Source organism: Pseudomonas sp. FP2300 (assembly GCF_030687595.1).
Classification (GTDB): domain Bacteria; phylum Pseudomonadota; class Gammaproteobacteria; order Pseudomonadales; family Pseudomonadaceae; genus Aquipseudomonas; species Aquipseudomonas bijieensis.
The window spans coordinates 4,798,167-4,816,562 of sequence record NZ_CP117440.1 but is presented as its reverse complement, the minus strand read 5'-3'; the positions used below and the strand labels follow the sequence as shown (position 1 = coordinate 4,816,562).

The window sequence follows — 18,396 nt, the reverse complement described above, 5'->3', positions numbered from 1 at the left end:
CCTGTTCCATTCCTACGCGTTCGATTTCTCGGTCTGGGAAATCTTTGGCGCACTGCTCCACGGCGGCGAGTTGCTTATCGTGCCGTACGACATCAGCCGTTCCCCGCAGCAGTTCCACGAATTGCTCTGCGACGCCGGGGTGACGGTGCTCAACCAGACGCCATCGGCGTTCAAGCAATTGATGCACGAGGCTTGCGCCGACTCGCGAAGCAATGCCTTGCGCTACGTGGTGTTCGGCGGCGAGGCGCTGGACGTCAAGTCCTTGCGCCCGTGGTTCGAGCGTTTCGGCGATGCGGCACCGCAACTGATCAACATGTACGGCATCACCGAAACCACCGTGCACGTGACTTACCGTCCGCTGTCGATAGCGGATCTGGAACAGGACGCCAGCAGCCCCATCGGCGAGCCAATTGCCGACCTGTCGTGGTACCTGCTGGACGGCGATTTGAATCCGGTGCCGAAAGGCTGCATCGGAGAGTTGTACGTCGGTCGCGCCGGCCTGGCCCGGGGTTATCTGAATCGTGGCGACCTCACCGCATTGCGGTTCATCCCCGACCCGTTCGGCGACAGCGGCGCACGTTTGTACCGCACCGGCGACCTGGCGCAATACCGCAGCGATGGGGTGATCGAGTACGTCGGCCGCATCGACCATCAAGTGAAGATCCGTGGCTTCCGCATTGAGCTGGGCGAAATCGAAGCGCGCCTGAACGCCCTGGCATCGATACGCGAAGCGCTGGTGTTGGCCCAAGAAGGGCCGAGCGGCCAGCAACTGGTGGGTTACGTGATTGCGGCGCAAGTCGGCGAGGACGAAGCCGGCCTGCGCGAGCAGCTCAAGACCCAACTCAAGGCCGAGCTGCCGGACTACATGGTGCCAACGCACCTGCTGTTCCTCGAGCAATGGCCGCTGACCGCCAACGGCAAGCTCGATCGCAAGGCCTTGCCAACCGCCGACGCCAGCCAGATCCAGCAGGACTACGTGGCGCCGCGAAGTGAACTGGAGCAACAGATCGCAACGATCTGGCAAGACGTGCTCAAAGTCGAGCGGGTCGGCTTGAGCGATAACTTCTTTGAGCTGGGCGGCGATTCGATTGTCTCCATCCAGGTGGTCAGCCGCGCCCGTCAGACGGGCATCCGCTTTACCCCCAAGGACTTGTTCCAGCACCAGACCGTGCAGGCGCTGGCGAGCGTCGCCCAAATGGGTGGGCAGGCGCAGGCCATCGATCAAGCGTCGACCGAAGGGTCGACACCGTTGTTGCCGATCCAGCAGGCGTTTTTCGCCGAGGTGATTCCCGAGCGTCACCACTACAACCAGTCGGTGCTGCTGAAACCGGCCAGCCCGTTGCAAGCTTCCGTGTTGGGGCAGGCCTTGCAGGCGTTGGTGCTGCACCACGACGCCTTGCGTTTGTCCTTCAGTGAAACCGCCGAAGGATGGCGCGCCGAACACCGTGAGGTGGCGGCGCAACAACAGGCTTGGGCGAGCAACGGTTTGCTGTGGCAGCGTGACGTGGCCGATGCCAGCGCGCTGGAAACCCTCGCCAATCAGGCCCAGCGCAGCCTCGACCTGGACGCCGGGCCGCTGTTGCGCGGCGTCCTGGCGACCTTGGCCGATGGCAGCCAGCGCCTGTTGCTGGTGGTTCATCACTTGGCGGTGGACGGTGTGTCGTGGCGGATTCTGTTCGACGACCTGCAAACCGCCTACCAGCAGTTGCTCGCCGGCCAAGCCCTGCAATTACCGGCCAAGACCAGCTCGGTCAAGGCCTTTGCCGAGCAGTTGCAAGCCCACGCTCGCAGCGCGGAGCTGCAGCAGCAATTGGCCTACTGGCAAGGGCTACTGCACGACGCACCGACCGATCTGCCGTGCCTCGACCCCGAGGCGATCGGGCAAAACCGCGAGGCCGTCACCGTTCACACACGGCTGGACGCGCCCTTGACCCGGCAGTTGCTGCAAGAGGCGCCAGCGGCCTATCGCACCCAGGTCAATGACCTGTTGCTCACGGCCCTGGCCCGGGTGATTTGCCGTTGGACCGGCCACGACAGCCTGTTGCTCCAGCTCGAAGGCCATGGCCGCGAAGAGCTGTTCGCCAACGTCGACCTGACCCGCACGGTGGGGTGGTTCACCAGTCTGTTCCCGGTGCGGTTGTCGCCGGCGGTCGAACTGGCGGACTCGATCAAGTCGATCAAGCAAGGGCTGCGGACGATTCCCGACAAAGGCGTGGGCTTCGGTGCGCTGCGTTACCTGGGTGACGACACCAGTCGGGCGGCCCTGGAAGCCTTGCCGGTGCCGCGCATCACCTTCAACTACCTCGGCCAGTTCGACGGCAGTTTCGATCAGGACCAAGGCGCGCTGTTCAGCCCGGCCAGCGAAAGCGCCGGCGACGAGCAAAGCCCGCTGACCACCCTGGGCAACTGGCTGACGCTCAACGGTCAGGTGTTCGATGGCGCGCTGCGGCTGGGCTGGACGTTCAGTGCGCAACAGTTCGAGCCGGCGACCATCCAGCGGTTGGCCGATGAGTACGCCCGTGAGCTGGCGCTGTTGATCGCCCATTGCTGCGACCCGACGAGCCAGGGCATGACGCCGGTGGACTTTCCCCTGGCCGGCCTGACCCAGGCACAACTCGATGGCCTGGCGCTGTCGGCACGCGGGGTGGAAGACCTTTACCCGCTGGCACCGATGCAGCAAGGCATGTTGTTCCACAGCCTGTACGAAGCGGGCAGTGGCCAGTACATCAACCAGATGCGCCTGGACATCGAAGGCCTCGACCCTCGGCGTTTCGAGGCGGCCTGGCAAGCGGCGGTCGATGCCCATGACAGCCTGCGCAGCAGTTTTATCTGGCAGGGCAGCGAGCGGCCGGTGCAAGTGGTGCACAAGCAGGTGCGAGTGCCGTTCACCTCCCTGGACTGGAGCGCCCGTGCCGATGCCACCCAGGCCCTGGCCGAACGGGCGGACGCCGAGCGCGAACAGGGCTTCGACCTGGCCTGCGCGCCGTTGCTGCGCCTGGTGCTGGTGCGCACCGCTGAGCGGCGTTATCACCTGATCTACACCCATCACCACATTCTGATGGACGGCTGGAGCAACTCGCAGTTGCTCGGCGAGGTCCTGCAACGCTACGACGGCCAGGCCCTGCCGCGCCCGGCCGGGCGGTATCGGGACTACATCGCCTGGCTGCAAGGCCGCGACGCCCAGGCCAGCGAAACCTTCTGGCTGGCGCAATTGCAAAGCCTGGAGGTGCCGACCCGTCTGGCCGAGCCCCGTGTCGCACCGCTGCAACCGGCGTTGGAAAGCAGCCACGCCAGCCACTACCACGACCTGACGCCCCAGCAGACCCAACGCCTGAGCGAGTTCGCCCGCCAGCAGAAAGTCACCCTCAACACCGTCGTCCAGGCGACTTGGTTGTTACTGCTGCAGCACTACACCGGGCACGCCACCGTGGCCTTCGGCGCCACCGTGTCGGGGCGGCCGAGCGAGCTCAAGGGCGTTGAGCAGCAGATCGGCCTGTTCATCAACACCTTGCCGGTCATCGCCAGCCCGCGTCCGGAGCAAGCGCTGAGCGCACTGCTGCAACAGATCCAGGGCCAGAACGTGGCCTTGCGCGAGCACGAGCACACGCCATTGTTCGAGATCCAGCGCTGGGCCGGGCAGGGCGGTGACGGTTTGTTCGACACCTTGCTGGTGTTCGAAAACTACCCCGTGTCCCGGGCCCTGCAAGCGCAGGCGCCCTCGGGTTTGAGCTTCGGCAGCGTGGCCAGCCAGGAACAGACTAATTTCCCGTTGACCCTGGCCGTCAATCTAACTGACATCCTGAGCCTGCACTTCACCTATGCCCATGCTGCTTTCCCTATACACACCGTCGAGCGCCTGGCTGAGCAGGTGGCCTACGTGCTCGCGCAGATGGTGAGCCTGCCGGCCGGCGGTTGCGTGGGCGACATCCAACTGCTGGATGAGGTGACCCGTGACAGGCTGCTGCACGACTGGAACGCCACTTCGGTGGTGGAGCCGCCTCGGCGCCCGGTCCATCAATGGATCGAGGCCCAGGCCCGAAGCACCCCCGACGCGGTCGCCGTGGTCAGCGAGCAGGAAACGCTTACTTACGCCGAGCTCAACGCCCGGGCCAATCGCCTGGCCCATGGCTTGATCGAACGCGGCATCGGCCCTGACGTGCTGGTGGGGCTGGCGCTGTCGCGCAGCGTGCAGATGGTCGTCGGCTTGCTGGCGGTGCTCAAGGCCGGTGGCGCCTACGCGCCGCTGGACCCGGCCTATCCGCGGGATCGCCTGGCGTACATGGTCGAGGACAGCGGCATCGCCTTGCTCCTCACTGATACCGATGGGTTGCCGCTGTTCGGCGACGCTGCCGTGGCCACGCTGCTGTTGGATCAGCCCGGGCAATGGCTGGCCGGCTACAGCGAGCGCGACCCGGGCGTGGCCATCGACGGCGAGCACCTCGCTTATGTGATCTACACCTCCGGCTCCACCGGCAAGCCCAAGGGCGTGACCCTTCGCCATGCCGGCCTGAGCAACCACATGGCGTGGATGCAGGATTGTTTGAAACTGACCGCCGCCGACCGCGTCCTGCAGAAAACCGCGATCAGTTTCGATGCCTCGGTCTGGGAGTTCTGGCTGCCGTTGATGAGCGGCGCGCAACTGGTGCTCGCCAGCCCGCACCTGAACCTCGACCTGACCACCCTCTGGGCCGACGTGGCGCGGTGGCGCATCAGCGTGCTGCAAATGGCGCCCTCGCTGTTGCAGGCCTTGCTGCCTCTGGCGACCCGCGAGCAACTGGCCTCCCTGCGCCTGCTGCTGTGCGGCGGCGAGGCCTTGAGCACGCACCTGTCACGCCAGGTCATGGCGCTGTTCGAGGGCGAGCTGCGCAACCTCTATGGCCCGACCGAAGCGACCATCGACACCAGCAGCCATGCCGTGGTGCGCGGCCGCGAAGAGGACGCCGAGCGGATCATCGCCATCGGCCGTCCCATCGATAACGTGCGCACCTACGTGCTGGACGCGGCGTTGCGGCCTTGCGCCGTGGGCGCCGTCGGCGAGTTGCACATCGCCGGTGATTCCCTGGCCCGTGGTTACCACCAACGACCGGCACTGTCCGCCGAACGCTTCATTCCCGACCCGTTCGCGCCAGATGCCGGCGGTCGCCTGTATCGCACCGGTGACCTGGCGCGTTACGGCGCGGACGGGGTGATCGAGTACCTCGGCCGGATCGACCATCAAGTGAAGATCCGTGGCCTGCGCATCGAACTGGGGGAAATCGAAGCGCGCCTGCAGGCCGATGCCGATGTGCGCGATGCGGTGGTGCTGGCGCGGGACGACGTGAGCGGGCCGAACCTGGTGGCCTACCTGGTCGGCCAGGACAGCCCGCTCGACAGCCCTCTTGACCAGGCCAGCCTGAGCGACCGGCTCAAGGCGCGACTGGCGGCCCAGGTGCCGGACTTCATGGTGCCGACCCATTGGGTCTTCCTCGACCGCTTGCCGCTGACCCCCAACGGCAAGCTCGATCGCAAGGCCTTGCCGGCACCGGACACCCGTGCCCTGCACTCGGCTTACCTCGCACCGCAGAGCGACCTCGAATGCCGGGTCGCGGCCATCTGGCAAGACGTGCTCAAGGTCGAGCGGGTCGGGCTGGGCGACGACTTCTTCGAGCTGGGCGGGCATTCGCTGCTGGTGGTGAGCGTGGTCTCGCGCCTGCAACTGGAGCTGGGCCTGACCTTGACCCCGCAACTGATTTTCCAATTCCCGGTACTCGGCGCGTTCGTGGCGCAACTCGAGCCTGCCGGCGAACCCATGAGTACGTCGAAATTGAGCAAGCTTGAAGCGCTGCTCGATGAATTTGAGGAGGTTTGATGGACACCGCTGTCGCACAACGTATTGCCAGGCGCTTCATAACGCTGCCGCTGGAAAAACGTCGCTTGTACTTGCAGAAAATGCTCGAAGAGAACGTTTCCCCAGCGAACCTGCCCATTGCGCCCGTCAGTGCCGAGTTCGACACGTTGTCGCTGTCATTTGCCCAGGAACGCCAATGGTTCCTGTGGCAGCTGGACCCCGAGAGCGCGGCCTACCACATGCCTACGGCCCTGCGCTTGCGCGGGCCGCTGGACATCGCTGCGCTGGAGCAGAGTTTCACGGCGTTGGTGGCGCGTCACGAGAGCCTGCGCACCACCTTCCAGACCCAGGGCGAGCAGGTCGTGCAGCAGGTGCACGCGGCGGCGCCAGTGCGCTTGCAGGCAGACACGTTGGAACAACGGCCGGACGAAACCCAGCTGCGCCAGTTGATCGAAGCCGAAACCCGCCAGCTCTTCGACCTGCAACAAGGGCCGTTGCTGCGCACGCGCCTGCTGCGGTTGGCGGCGGATGACCATGTGCTGATCGTGACCTTGCACCACATCGTTGCCGATGGCTGGTCGATGCAGGTGATGGTCGAGGAACTGGTCAATGGCTACGCCGCCTTCAGCCAGGGCCACGTGCCGGAGCTGCCGGCGCTGCCGATCCAGTATGCCGACTACGCCATCTGGCAGCGGCACTGGATGGAGGCGGGCGAGCGTGAACGACAGTTGGAATACTGGACCGCACGCTTGAGTGGCCAGCAACCGGTGCTGGAACTGCCCACCGATTTCCCCCGTCCGGCGGTGATGAGCTATCGCGGCGCGCGGCTGGAACTTGCCATCGATGCGGTACTGGCCGGCGACCTCAAGCACATGGCCCAGCGCGAAGGCGTCAGCCTGTTCATGCTTCTGCTGGCCTCGTTCCAGGCGCTGCTGCATCGCTACAGCGGCCAGCACGATATTCGTGTCGGCGTGCCGACGGCCAACCGTAACCGGGTCGAGACCGAGCGCCTGATCGGCTTTTTCGTCAACACCCAGGTGCTCGACAGCGATGTCCAGAGCCAGGATTCGTTTGGTGCCCTGCTGCAACAAGTGAAGCAGGCAGCCCTGGGCGCCCAGGCGCACCAAGAGCTGCCGTTCGAGCAACTGGTCGAGGCGTTGCAGCCTGAGCGCAACCTGAGCCACAGCCCGCTGTTCCAGGTGATGTTCAACCACCGGACCCAAGGCCCGGCGGGCGAGGGGCCGGTCGGTGCGTTGAAAGTCGAGGGGCTGCGCTGGGATTCGCACACGGCGCAATTCGACCTGACCCTGGAAACCGTGGAGCACAGCGAAGGGCTCTCGGCAGGGCTGATTTATGCCACCGACCTGTTTGGCGCCGAGACGATCGCGCGCATGGCCGGGCATTGGCAGAACCTGTTGCGGGCAATCGTGGCCGACCCGACGCAGCGCATCGGTGAACTGCCGTTGCTCGACGCGGCCGAACGCCAGGCCCAGCTCGACGACGGCCAGCGCAACGCGGCGCCAGCGCCCGAGGCGGGGTTTGTCCATCAATTATTCGAACGACAAGCGGCGCGCACCCCGGACGCTCCGGCGCTGGTGATCGACGACGAACGCTGGAGCTACGGCCAACTCAATGCCCGGGCCAATCAACTGGCGGGGAAGCTGCAGAGCCTTGGCGTCGGCCCCGATGTCCTGGTCGGCATTGCCGTGGAGCGTAGCGCGCACATGCTGGTGGGCCTGCTGGCGATCCTCAAGGCCGGCGGCGCCTACCTGCCGCTGGACCCGGCGTTCCCCCAGGACCGCCTGGCCTACATGATCGAAGACAGCGGCATCGAGCTGCTGCTGACCCAGAACTCGCTGCTCAACCGATTCTCGGCACCCTGTGGGAGCGAGCCTGTGGGAGCAAAGCTTGCTCGCGATGGCGGTAGTTCAGTCAATGGTGATGGTGGGTGTGCCGACGCTATCGCGAGCAAGCTTTGCTCCCACAGGTTCGCTCCCACAGGGGCCGGTGTTGGCATCACCACGCTGGTGTTGGACCAGGAGGGTGACTGGCTCGACGGCTATGCCTGCGAGGCGCCGGCGACGCGCCTGGATGCGGAGCACCTGGCCTACGCGATCTACACCTCCGGCTCCACCGGCAAGCCCAAGGGCGTGATGGTGCGCCACGGCGCGCTGACCAATTTCGTCGCGAGCATGGCCAAGGCGCCGGGCATGACCGCCCAGGACCGGGCGTTGTCGCTGACCACGTTCTCGTTCGATATTTTCGGCCTGGAAATCTACGTGCCGCTGATGGTCGGCGCGTGCATCGTGCTGACCGGCCAACACATCGCCCAGGACCCGTACGCGGTGTTGGCGCTGATCGCGGCGGAGCAGGTCAACGTGGTCCAGGCCACGCCGTCGACCTGGCGCATGTTGCTGGACAACGAGCACGCCCAGGGTTTGCGCGGCTGCAAGTGCCTGTGCGGTGGCGAGGCGCTGCCCCGGGAACTGGCCGTGCGCATGCTCGCCCTTGGCGGTGAAGTGTGGAACCTCTACGGCCCGACGGAAACCACCATCTGGTCGGCCCTGCACCCGTTGCAAACCCAGGCTGCGCAACCGTGGCTGGGCGGCCCCATCGACAACACCACGCTGTACATCGTCGGTGCCGACCTGATGCCGGTGCCCTATGGCGTGGCCGGTGAATTGCTGATCGGCGGCCAGGGCCTGGCCCGGGGTTATTTCCAGCGTCCGGCGCTGACCGCGGAACGTTTCGTGCCCCATCCGTTTGTCGCCGGCGAGCGCCTGTATCGCACCGGTGACCTGGCGCGCCAGCGTGCCGACGGCATCCTCGAATACCTCGGGCGCATCGACCACCAGGTGAAGATCCGCGGGTTCCGCATCGAACTGGGGGAAATCGAGGCGCGCCTGCTGGAACAGGGCAGCGTGCGCGAAGCGGCGGTGCTGGCCCAGGACGCGCCGGGCGGCCAGGCGCTGGTGGCGTACATCGTCCCAACCGCCGAACTGGATGACCTGGACGCCACCGCCCAGAGCGACCTGCGTGACAGCCTCACCGCAGGGCTCAAGGTCAATCTGCCCGACTACATGGTGCCGGCCCACGTGGTGCTGTTGCCGCGCTTCCCGCTGACGCCCAACGGCAAGCTGGATCGCAAGCAGTTGCCCAAGCCCGATGCCAGCCAGTGGCAGAAAACCTATGTCGCGCCGCAGACCTCCGTGCAGCAGGCGGTGGCGACGATCTGGGCCGATATCCTCAAGGTCCGGCGGGTGGGCCTGGATGACAACTTCTTCGAACTGGGCGGCCATTCCTTGCTGGCCACCCAGGTGATGTCGCGGATTCGCCAGCAACTGAATGTCCAGGTGCCGCTTCGCCTGTTGTTCGCCCACAACAGCCTGCGAGCGTTTGTCGAGGCCCTGGGCACGACGTCGGCGAATGATGAGCCGAGCATCCCCCGTATTCCTCGCGACCAGCCACTGGCGCTCTCGTACGCCCAGCAGCGGCAGTGGTTTCTCTGGCAACTGGAACCCACCAGCAGCGCCTATCACATTCCCGCCGCGCTGCGTTTGCGCGGTGCCCTCGACCGTGCCGCGTTGCAACAGAGCTTCGATGCACTGGTGGCGCGTCACGAGAGTCTGCGGACCCGCTTCGTGCTCGACAATGAGCGTCCCCTGCAAGTGATCGATGCACCGGCGCCGCTGACCCTGGCGGTGGAATCGGTGGACGCCGGTATCGATGAACAGGCCTTGCGCGGCTTGATCGAAGCCGAAACCCGACGATTGTTCGATTTGCAGCGCGGTCCGTTGCTGCGGGTCAAGTTGTTGCAACTGGGGGCTGATGAGCATGTGCTGATCCTGACCCAGCACCACATCGTGTCCGATGCCTGGTCGATGCAGATCATGGTCGACGACCTGCTGCAGTTGTACGCGGGTTTCAGCCAGGGCCAGCCCGTGGCGCTGGCGCCGCTGCTGATCCAGTACGCCGACTACGGCCACTGGCAGCGGCAATGGCTGGCGGCGGGGGAGCAACAACGTCAACTCGATTACTGGCTCGAGCAGTTGGGCGGCGAACAACCGATTCTCGAACTGCCGACCGACCATCCGCGCCCGGCCCAGCAAAGCTATCGGGGCGCACGGCTGCCCATCGTCATCGAGCCGGCTTTGGCCGAAGGCCTCAAGCGCCTGGCCCAGCAACACAACAGCACGCTGTTCATGCTCTTGCTCGCCGGCTTCCAGACCTTGCTGCACCGCTACAGCGGCCAGGACGACATCCGCGTCGGCGTGCCGATCGCCAACCGTAACCGGGAGGAAACCGAGCGCCTGCTAGGCTTTTTCGTCAACACCCAGGTGCTCAAGGCCGACATCGACGGCAACCTGCGGTTCGACCAATTGCTCGAACAGGTCAAGCAACGCGCACTGGGCGCCCAGGCCCACCAGGACCTGCCGTTCGAACAACTGGTGGAACGGCTGGAACCGGCGCGCAACCTGAGTCACACGCCGTTGTTCCAGGTGATGTTCAACCATGCCAGCGAGGCCCGCCGGGATCTGTCGGCGTTGCCGGGCCTGAGCCTGGAGCAACTGACCTGGGACTCAGGTACCGCGCAGTTCGACCTGACCCTGGACACCTTCGAATACGCCGATGGCCTCAGCGCCGCGTTGACCTATGCCCGCGACCTGTTCGAACCGGGCACCATCGCCCGCCTGGGCGAGCACTGGCTGAACCTGTTGCGCGCCATCGTCGCCAACCCGCCCCAGCGCATCGCCGAACTGCCGATGCTGGACGGGGCGCAGCGGCGCGTGATCGTCGAGGACTGGAACCGCACCTACGCCGACTACCCGAACCATGTTCCGGTGCATCAGTTGATCGAAGCCCAGGTCGAGCGTGACCCACACGCCGAGGCACTGGTGTTCGAAGGGCAATCGCTGAGCTATGCCCGGCTCAACGCCCGCGCCAACCAGTTGGCCCACGCCTTGATCGCCCGCGGCATCGGCCCGGATGTGCTGGTGGGCATCGCGGTGCAGCGCAGCGTGGAGATGGTCGTCGGCCTGCTGGCGATCCTCAAGGCCGGCGGCGCCTACGTGCCGCTGGACCCGGAGTACCCGACGGAGCGCCTGGCCTACATGATCGAGGACAGCGGCATCGAGCTGCTGCTGACCCAAAGCTCGTTGCTCAACCAACTACCGCTGTCCTGTGGGAGCGAGCTTGCTCGCGATGGCGGTGGTTCAGTCAATAGTGATGTTGAAGGTGAGGGCCTTATCGCGAGCAAGCTCGCTCCCACAGGGGGCGGTGTCACCCCCTTGGTGCTGGATGGGGACGACGCCTGGCTGCGGGACTATCCCACCGACAACCCACCTTCCCGGGTCGTCGCCGAGAACCTGGCCTATGTGATCTACACCTCTGGCTCCACCGGCAAGCCCAAGGGCGCCGGCAACAGCCATGGCGCGCTGACCAACCGCTTGTGCTGGATGCAACAGGCCTATGGCCTGGAGGCGGGCGACAGTGTCTTGCAGAAGACCCCGTTCAGTTTCGACGTGTCGGTCTGGGAATTCTTCTGGCCGCTAATGACGGGCGTGCGCCTGGTCGTCGCGGCACCGGGGGATCATCGCGATCCGCAGAAGCTGGTCAGCCTGATCGAACGGGAAAGCATCACCACCCTGCATTTCGTGCCGTCGATGCTGCAAGCGTTCGTGCTCGACGCCAACGTCAGTCGTTGCACCAGCCTGACCCGTATTGTCTGCAGCGGCGAAGCCCTGCCGGTGGATGCCCAGCAGCAGGTGTTCGCCAAGTTGCCCGATGCCCGGCTGTATAACCTGTACGGTCCGACCGAAGCGGCCATCGACGTGACCCATTGGACCTGCCGCGACGAAGGGCGCGATGCGGTGCCGATTGGCGAGCCGATTGCCAACCTGATGACCTACATCCTCGACGATGAACTGAACCCGGTGCCGAGCGGCGTCAACGGCGAGCTGTACCTCAGCGGCCAGGGCCTGGCCCGCGGTTATCACCGCCGCCCCGAACTGACCGCCGAGCGTTTCGTCGCCAGCCCGTTCGTGGCCGGCGAGCGGCTGTACCGCACCGGCGACCTGGCGCGCTATCGCCCGAACGGGGTGATCGACTACATCGGCCGGATCGACCATCAGGTGAAGGTCCGCGGGTTCCGTATCGAATTGGGCGAGATCGAAGCGCGCCTGCTTGAACATGCGGCGGTGCGCGAAGCGGTGGTGGTGGCCCAGGACAGCCGCAGCGGCAAGGTGCTGAGCGGCTACGTGGTCGTCCAGGCCGAGGCAACCGGTGATTGGTCGCTGCTGCGTGAAGCGCTTCTGGTCCATTTGCGCCTGAACCTGCCGGAACACATGGTGCCGACGCACCTGACCCGCCTGGAACACATGCCGCTGAGCCCGAACGGCAAACTCGACCGCAAGGCGCTGCCGGCGCCGGACCTGGCCGAACGCCAAGAAGCATTCACGGCACCGGTCAACGCCATCGAGCGGGCGCTGGTGGAGATCTGGCAAGGGGTACTCGGCGTCGAGCGGGTGGGCACCGCCGACAACTTCTTCGCCCTGGGTGGCGACTCGATCAACTCGATCCAGGTGGTCAGCCGGGCGCGTGCCCAAGGCATCGGCCTGGCTCCCAAGGACCTGTTCCTGCACCAGACCATCCAGGCCCTGGCGCGGGTCGCCATGGTGGCCGATGAGGCGGTGATCGACCTGGCACCGGTCACCGGCGACAGCTTGCTGGTGCCGATGCAGCACTGGTTTTTCGCCAGCGATATCCCGCACCGCGACCACTGGAATCAATCGGTCCTGCTGACTCCGCGCGAACCGTTGGACATCGTGCATCTGCAACAGGCCCTCCAGCACGTGGTGGCCCATCACGATGCCCTGCGCCTGCGGTTCACCCAGGCCGACGATGGCCGCTGGCACGCCAGCCATCAGGCCGTGGATGAGCAACCGCTGGAGATCTGGCAGCGCACCGCCCAGAACGCCGCCGAGATCGTCGCCATCGCCGACCAGGCGCAACGCAGCCTCGACCTGCAGCACGGCCCGTTGCTGCGCTGCAGCCTGATCGCGGTGCAGGACGGCAGTTCGCGCCTGCACCTGGCGATTCATCACCTGGTCATGGACGGCGTGTCGTGGCGGGTGCTGCTGGAAGACCTGCAAAACGTCTACCGCCAACTGCGGGCGAACCAGGCGCCGGCCTTGCCGGGCAAGTCCACGGCGTTCAAGGCCTGGGCCGCTCAGTTGCAGGATTACGCCCACAGCGAAACCCTGAACAAGGAACTGGATTACTGGGTCGGGCAATTGGATCAGCCTCTGCCGCCGTTACCACGGGCCCGTCCCGAAGGCAGCCAGGCCGCGGCCCATGGCCGTTCGGTGAGCACACGCCTGGACGCTACCCAGACCCAGCGTCTGCTCAAGCAAGCGCCGACGGCCTATCGCACCCAGGTCAACGATTTGCTGCTCAGCGCCCTGGCGCAAGTGGTCTGCCAATGGACCGGGCAACCGGCCTGCCTGGTGCAGCTCGAAGGCCATGGCCGCGAAGAGCTGTTCGATGGCATCGACCTGAGCCGCACCGTCGGTTGGTTCACCAGCCTGTTCCCGGTGTTGCTGACACCGGCCAGCGACCCCGCCGAGTCCATCAAGCGGATCAAGGAACAGCTGCGCGCGGTGCCGAACAAGGGCCTGGGCTACGGCGTCCTGCGCTACCTCGGTGCCGAAGCGGTCCAGCAGCGGCTGGCAAAACTGCCGCCAGCGCGCATCACCTTCAACTACCTGGGGCAGTTCGACCAGAGCTTCGATGAGCAGGCGCTGTTCGTGCCAAGCGAGGAGGGCAGTGGCGCAGGGCACGGCGATGACGTGGCGCTGGGCAACTGGCTGACCCTCGACGGCCGGATCTTCAACGGCCAGTTGTCCCTGGACTGGACTTTCAGTGGCGATGTCTTCGACGAGGCCACGCTCCAGCAGTTGGCCAATGCCTACGCGGTGGCGTTGCAACAACTGATCGACCACTGCTGCACCGACGGGCACCAGGGCCTGACACCTTCCGACTTCCCGCTGGCGCGCCTGAGCCAGTCGCAACTCAACGGCCTGCCGGTGCCCGTGGCCCAGGTGGAGGACATCTACCCGCTGTCGCCGATGCAGGACGGCATGCTGTTCCACACCCTGGCCGACGACAGCTCCGGCTTGTACATCAACCAGATCAGCCTGCCGGTACACGGCCTGGACACCGAGCGTTTCGCCCGGGCCTGGACCGCGGTGATCGAGCGGGAGGACATCCTGCGCACCAGTTTCCACTGGCAGGATGGCTTGAGCGCGCCGGTGCAAATCGTCCACCGTTACGTTGAGTTGCCGTTGCAGATCGAAGACTGGCGAGGACAGGACATCAGCGAGCAGGCGATCAGCGCCCGGGCGACCGCCGATTACCTGGCCGGTTTCGACTTGAGCCGTGCGCCCTTGCAACGGGTGCTGTTGCTGCGCCTGGAAGACGACCGCTACCAGATGATCTGGACCTGCCATCACATCCTCATGGACGGCTGGAGCAGTTCGCGCTTGTTCGGTGAGGTGTTGCAGTTCTACGCCCATGGGCAGGTGCCAAGCCGCAATGGTCGCTACCGCGAATTCATCGAATGGCTGCAACGCCAGGACCAGGGTGCGCTGGAGCGCTTCTGGCGCAGCCGCCTCGACCCATTGGAACAGGCGACCTCCCTCAACCAGGCGATGTTCCCGCGGCATGTCGCGGCATTGCCGGGGCACCAGGCGCTGTATTCGCGCTGGGACGCGGCGCAGACCGCGCGGCTGCAACAGGCCTGCCGCGCCTTGCAGATCACACCGAACACCTTGATCCAAGGGGCGTGGCTGCTGTTGCTGCAGCGCTTCACCGGGCAAAACACCGTGGTCTTTGGCGCCACCGTCGCCGGGCGTCCGGCGGGGCTGGTCAACGCCGACAACATCCTTGGCCTGTTCATCAACACCTTGCCGGTGATCCAGACCCTGGACCCGGAGCAGCCGCTGGATCAATGGCTGCAGCAGTTGCAGGCCTACAACCTGGACCTCCGTGAACATTCCCATGCGCCACTGGCGGACATCCAGCGCTGGTCGGGCCTGGGCGGGCAGGGCTTGTTCGACAGCATCATCGTGTTCGAGAACTACCCCATCGACGAACGCCTGGCCGACCAGCAGGACACCGGCCTGAGTTTCGGCGAGTCGCGCAATCATGACGTGACCAACTTCCCGATGGACCTGGCGGTCAACCTGGGTGAAACGCTGTCCATCGAGTACCTGTTCCTGCGCAACGCCTTCAGTGTCGAAGCGGTGGAGCGAATCCGCCGGACCCTGGAAGACACCCTGGAAGCGATGATCAATGCGCCCCACGCGTGCCTGGGCAACCTGCAGCGCTTGTCGCTGGAGCAGTGGCAGGCCTTCGAGCAATGGAGCGCGGCACCGAACGGCTGCTATCAGGCGCAGTTGCTGCCGGAAATGATTGGCCGGCATGCCCGGTCGCGTCCACAGGCCACGGCGCTGGTGTGTGGCGACGACTCGCTGGACTATGGCGAACTGGAGTGTCGGGCCAACCGCCTGGCCCACCGTTTGATCGAACTCGGCGCCGGCCCGGAAGTGGTGGTCGGCGTGGCCCTGGAGCGTTCGGTGGACATGGTCGTGGCGCTGCTGGCGGTGATGAAAAGCGGCTCGGCGTATGTGCCGCTGGACATCGATTACCCACCCGAGCGCCTGGCGTTCATGATCGAAGATTCGGCCATGGCGCTGTTGCTGACCCACAGCCGGGTGCAGGGGCGCCTGCCTGAACTCGACGGTTTGGCGCGCCTGGTCATCGACGGTTTCGACAGCCGTGGCTACAGCGACCTGCCGCCGCACAGCGGCTTGCTGGGTGGCAACCTGGCCTACCTGATCTACACCTCCGGCTCCACCGGCCGACCCAAAGGCGTCGCCGTGGCGCACGGGCCGATGAGCATGCATTGCCAGGCCATCGCCGGGCTGTATGACATGGACGAGCACACCCGTGAGCTGCATTTCATGTCGTTCGCCTTCGACGGCGCCCATGAGCGCTGGCTGAGCACGCTATTGAGCGGCGGCACCCTGGTGATTCGCGACGGCGCGCTGTGGACGCCGGAGCAGACCTTCGACGCCTTGCACCGCCACGGCATCACCATCGCCTGCTTCCCGCCGGCCTACCTCAAGCAACTGGCCGAATACGCTGCCCACAGCCAGCTGTCGCCACCGCCGGTGCGGGTGTACTGCTTCGGCGGCGATGCGGTGCCGGACCAGACCTTCGAGCAAGTGAAGGCGGCGCTGCGCCCGCAATGCTTCACCAACGGCTATGGCCCGACGGAAACCGTGGTCACGCCCATGTTGTGGAAGGTGCCGGCCAGCGAACGTTGCGAAGCCGCCTACGCGCCGATCGGGCGGGCGGTGGGCGAGCGCGCCTTGTATGTCCTGGACGACAACCTCAACCCGTTGCCGCCGGGCATTGCCGGCGAGTTGTACATCGGTGGCGAGGGGATCGCCCGTGGTTATCACCGCCGCCCGGACCTGAGTGCCGAGCGCTTCGTGCCGGACCCGTTCGGCCAGCCGGGCGATCGCCTGTACCGCAGCGGCGACCTGGTGCGCCAGCGTGTCGACGGGGTGCTCGATTACGTCGGGCGTATCGACCACCAGATCAAGGTGCGGGGTTTCCGCATCGAACTGGGGGAAATCGAAGCCAGCTTGCGACAGTTGGACGACGTCAGCGATGCGTTGGTGATCGCCCGCGACAGTGCCTCGGGCAAGCAACTGATCGGCTACGTGGTCACCCCCGAGGGCATGGCCATCGGTGATCGGCTCAAGGCCGAGCTGCGGGCGCAGTTGCCGGATTACATGGTGCCGGCCCAGGTCATCTGCCTGGAGGCGTTGCCGGTCACGCCGAACGGCAAGCTCGACCGCCAGGCCCTGCCAGAGCCGGAATTCAAGGGCGCCGAGTATGTGCCCGGGCGCAACCGCGATGAGCAGCTGTTGGCCGAGGTCTGGGCCGAGGTGTTGCAGGTCGAGCGGGTGGGCATCACCGACAACTTCTTCGAGTTGGGCGGTGACTCGATCCTCAGCCTGCAAGTGGTTTCGCGGGTACGCAACCATCCGGAGCTGAAGATGGAGCTCAAGCTGCGGGACCTGATGCGTGGCCAGACCATCGAGGCGATTTTCGACCAGCGTTCGAACACGCTTGCCGTGACGGTCGAGGATGTGACCCAGGTGGCGGGTGAAGGGCAGTTCAACCTGATTCCGATCCAGCAATGGTGGTTTGACCAGCGCATGAGTGAACCCCACCACTACAACCAGGCGTTGATGCTGCGGGCCCGCCAGGGGTTGAACCTGACGGCGCTGGAATTGGCGTTGCGCGGCATGATGCAGCAGCACGACGCCTTGCGCCTGCGCTTCAATGAGGTCGGCGGGCGTCACCTGCAACATTACCAGGCGTTGGAGGAAATGCAGGCGCAGTGGGCCAGCGAACCCTTGTTGTGGCAGCACACGGTGGCCGATGAAGCCGAGCTGGAGCTGTACGCCGAACAGGTACAGCGCAGCCTCGATGTGCACAACGGGCCGGTGTGGCGCACCGCGCACGTGACCTTGGGCAGTGGTGAGATTCGTGTGCTGATGGTCATTCATCACCTGGTCATCGACACGGTGTCGTGGCGTTTGCTCCTGCAGGATTTGCAGACCGCTTATGCGGCCTACAGCGACGGCCAGACGCCGAACCTGCCGATACGCACCAGCAGCTACCGGGCCTGGGCCGAGGGCTTGCAGGCCTATGCACGGGATTATCCGGCCCAGGAAAAAGCCTGGTGGCTGGAGCAGATCGACCAGCCGGGCAGCGAGTTGCCGTGTGACAACCCGCGGGGCAAGAACCAGGTGCAGTACCAGTCGGTCGCGCATTTGAGCCTGTCGGAGCAGCACACCCAGCAGTTGCTCAAACAGGTGCCGGCGGTCTACCAGACGCAGATCAACGACGTGTTGCTGGCGGCGCTGAGCCGGGTGTTGTGCCGCTGGAGCCAGCAGCCTTCGGTGCTGATCCAGCTGGAGGGGCATGGTCGCGAGGACTTGGTCAAGGACATCGACCTGAGCCGCAGCCTGGGCTGGTTCACCAGCATGTTCCCGGTGCGCCTGACCCCGAGCCCGGACGCCGACATCGGCACGTCGGTGCGGGCGGTGCAGCGGCAGTTGGCCGCCGTGCCGAACAAGGGGTTGGGCTATGGCGTGTTGCGCTACATGAGCGGCGAGCCGATGGCCGCCACCCTGGGCCGCGCCCCCCAGGCGCGGGTGACGTTCAACTACCTGGGGCAGTTCGACCAGAGTTTCGACGACAAGGCGTTGCTGGTGCCAGCGGCGGAAAGCTACGGCAGTTGCTACAGCCCCCATGCCGCGTTGGGCAACTGGCTGGAAGTGGTGGGGCAGGTGTACGACGGGCGCCTGGCGCTGCGCTGCATCTTCAGCACCCGCCGCTACCGTGCCGAGACTGTCGAGGGATTGATGTGCGCGTACCAGGAGGAACTGGAAGCGTTGATCGAGCACTGCGTGGCGCAGGCTGCCTAA

At 65.6% G+C, this 18,396-nt stretch carries 2 protein-coding genes (1 of these 2 cut by a window edge); both read left to right on the top strand.

Annotated elements, in window-relative coordinates:
- Positions 1-5,848, top strand: the 3' portion of a protein-coding gene (locus tag PSH86_RS21150) for a non-ribosomal peptide synthetase (RefSeq protein ID WP_305484718.1). It extends 5,240 nt beyond the left edge of the window; 5,848 of the gene's 11,088 nt are visible here — the last part of the coding sequence; its start codon lies off the left edge, out of view; it ends in the stop codon at positions 5,846-5,848.
- Positions 5,848-18,396 carry a non-ribosomal peptide synthase/polyketide synthase gene (locus tag PSH86_RS21145; RefSeq protein ID WP_305484716.1) on the top strand — a complete coding sequence of 4,183 codons (12,549 nt, stop codon included), beginning with the start codon at positions 5,848-5,850 and terminating at the stop codon, positions 18,394-18,396. Before PSH86_RS21150 ends, PSH86_RS21145 begins: the two co-directional genes overlap by 1 nt.

What these genes read in the sequence shown, in the direction of transcription:
- PSH86_RS21145 (WP_305484716.1), top strand. Translation starts at nt 5,848, where the DNA reads ATGGACACCGCTGTCGCACAACGTATTGCCAGGCGCTTCATAACGCTG.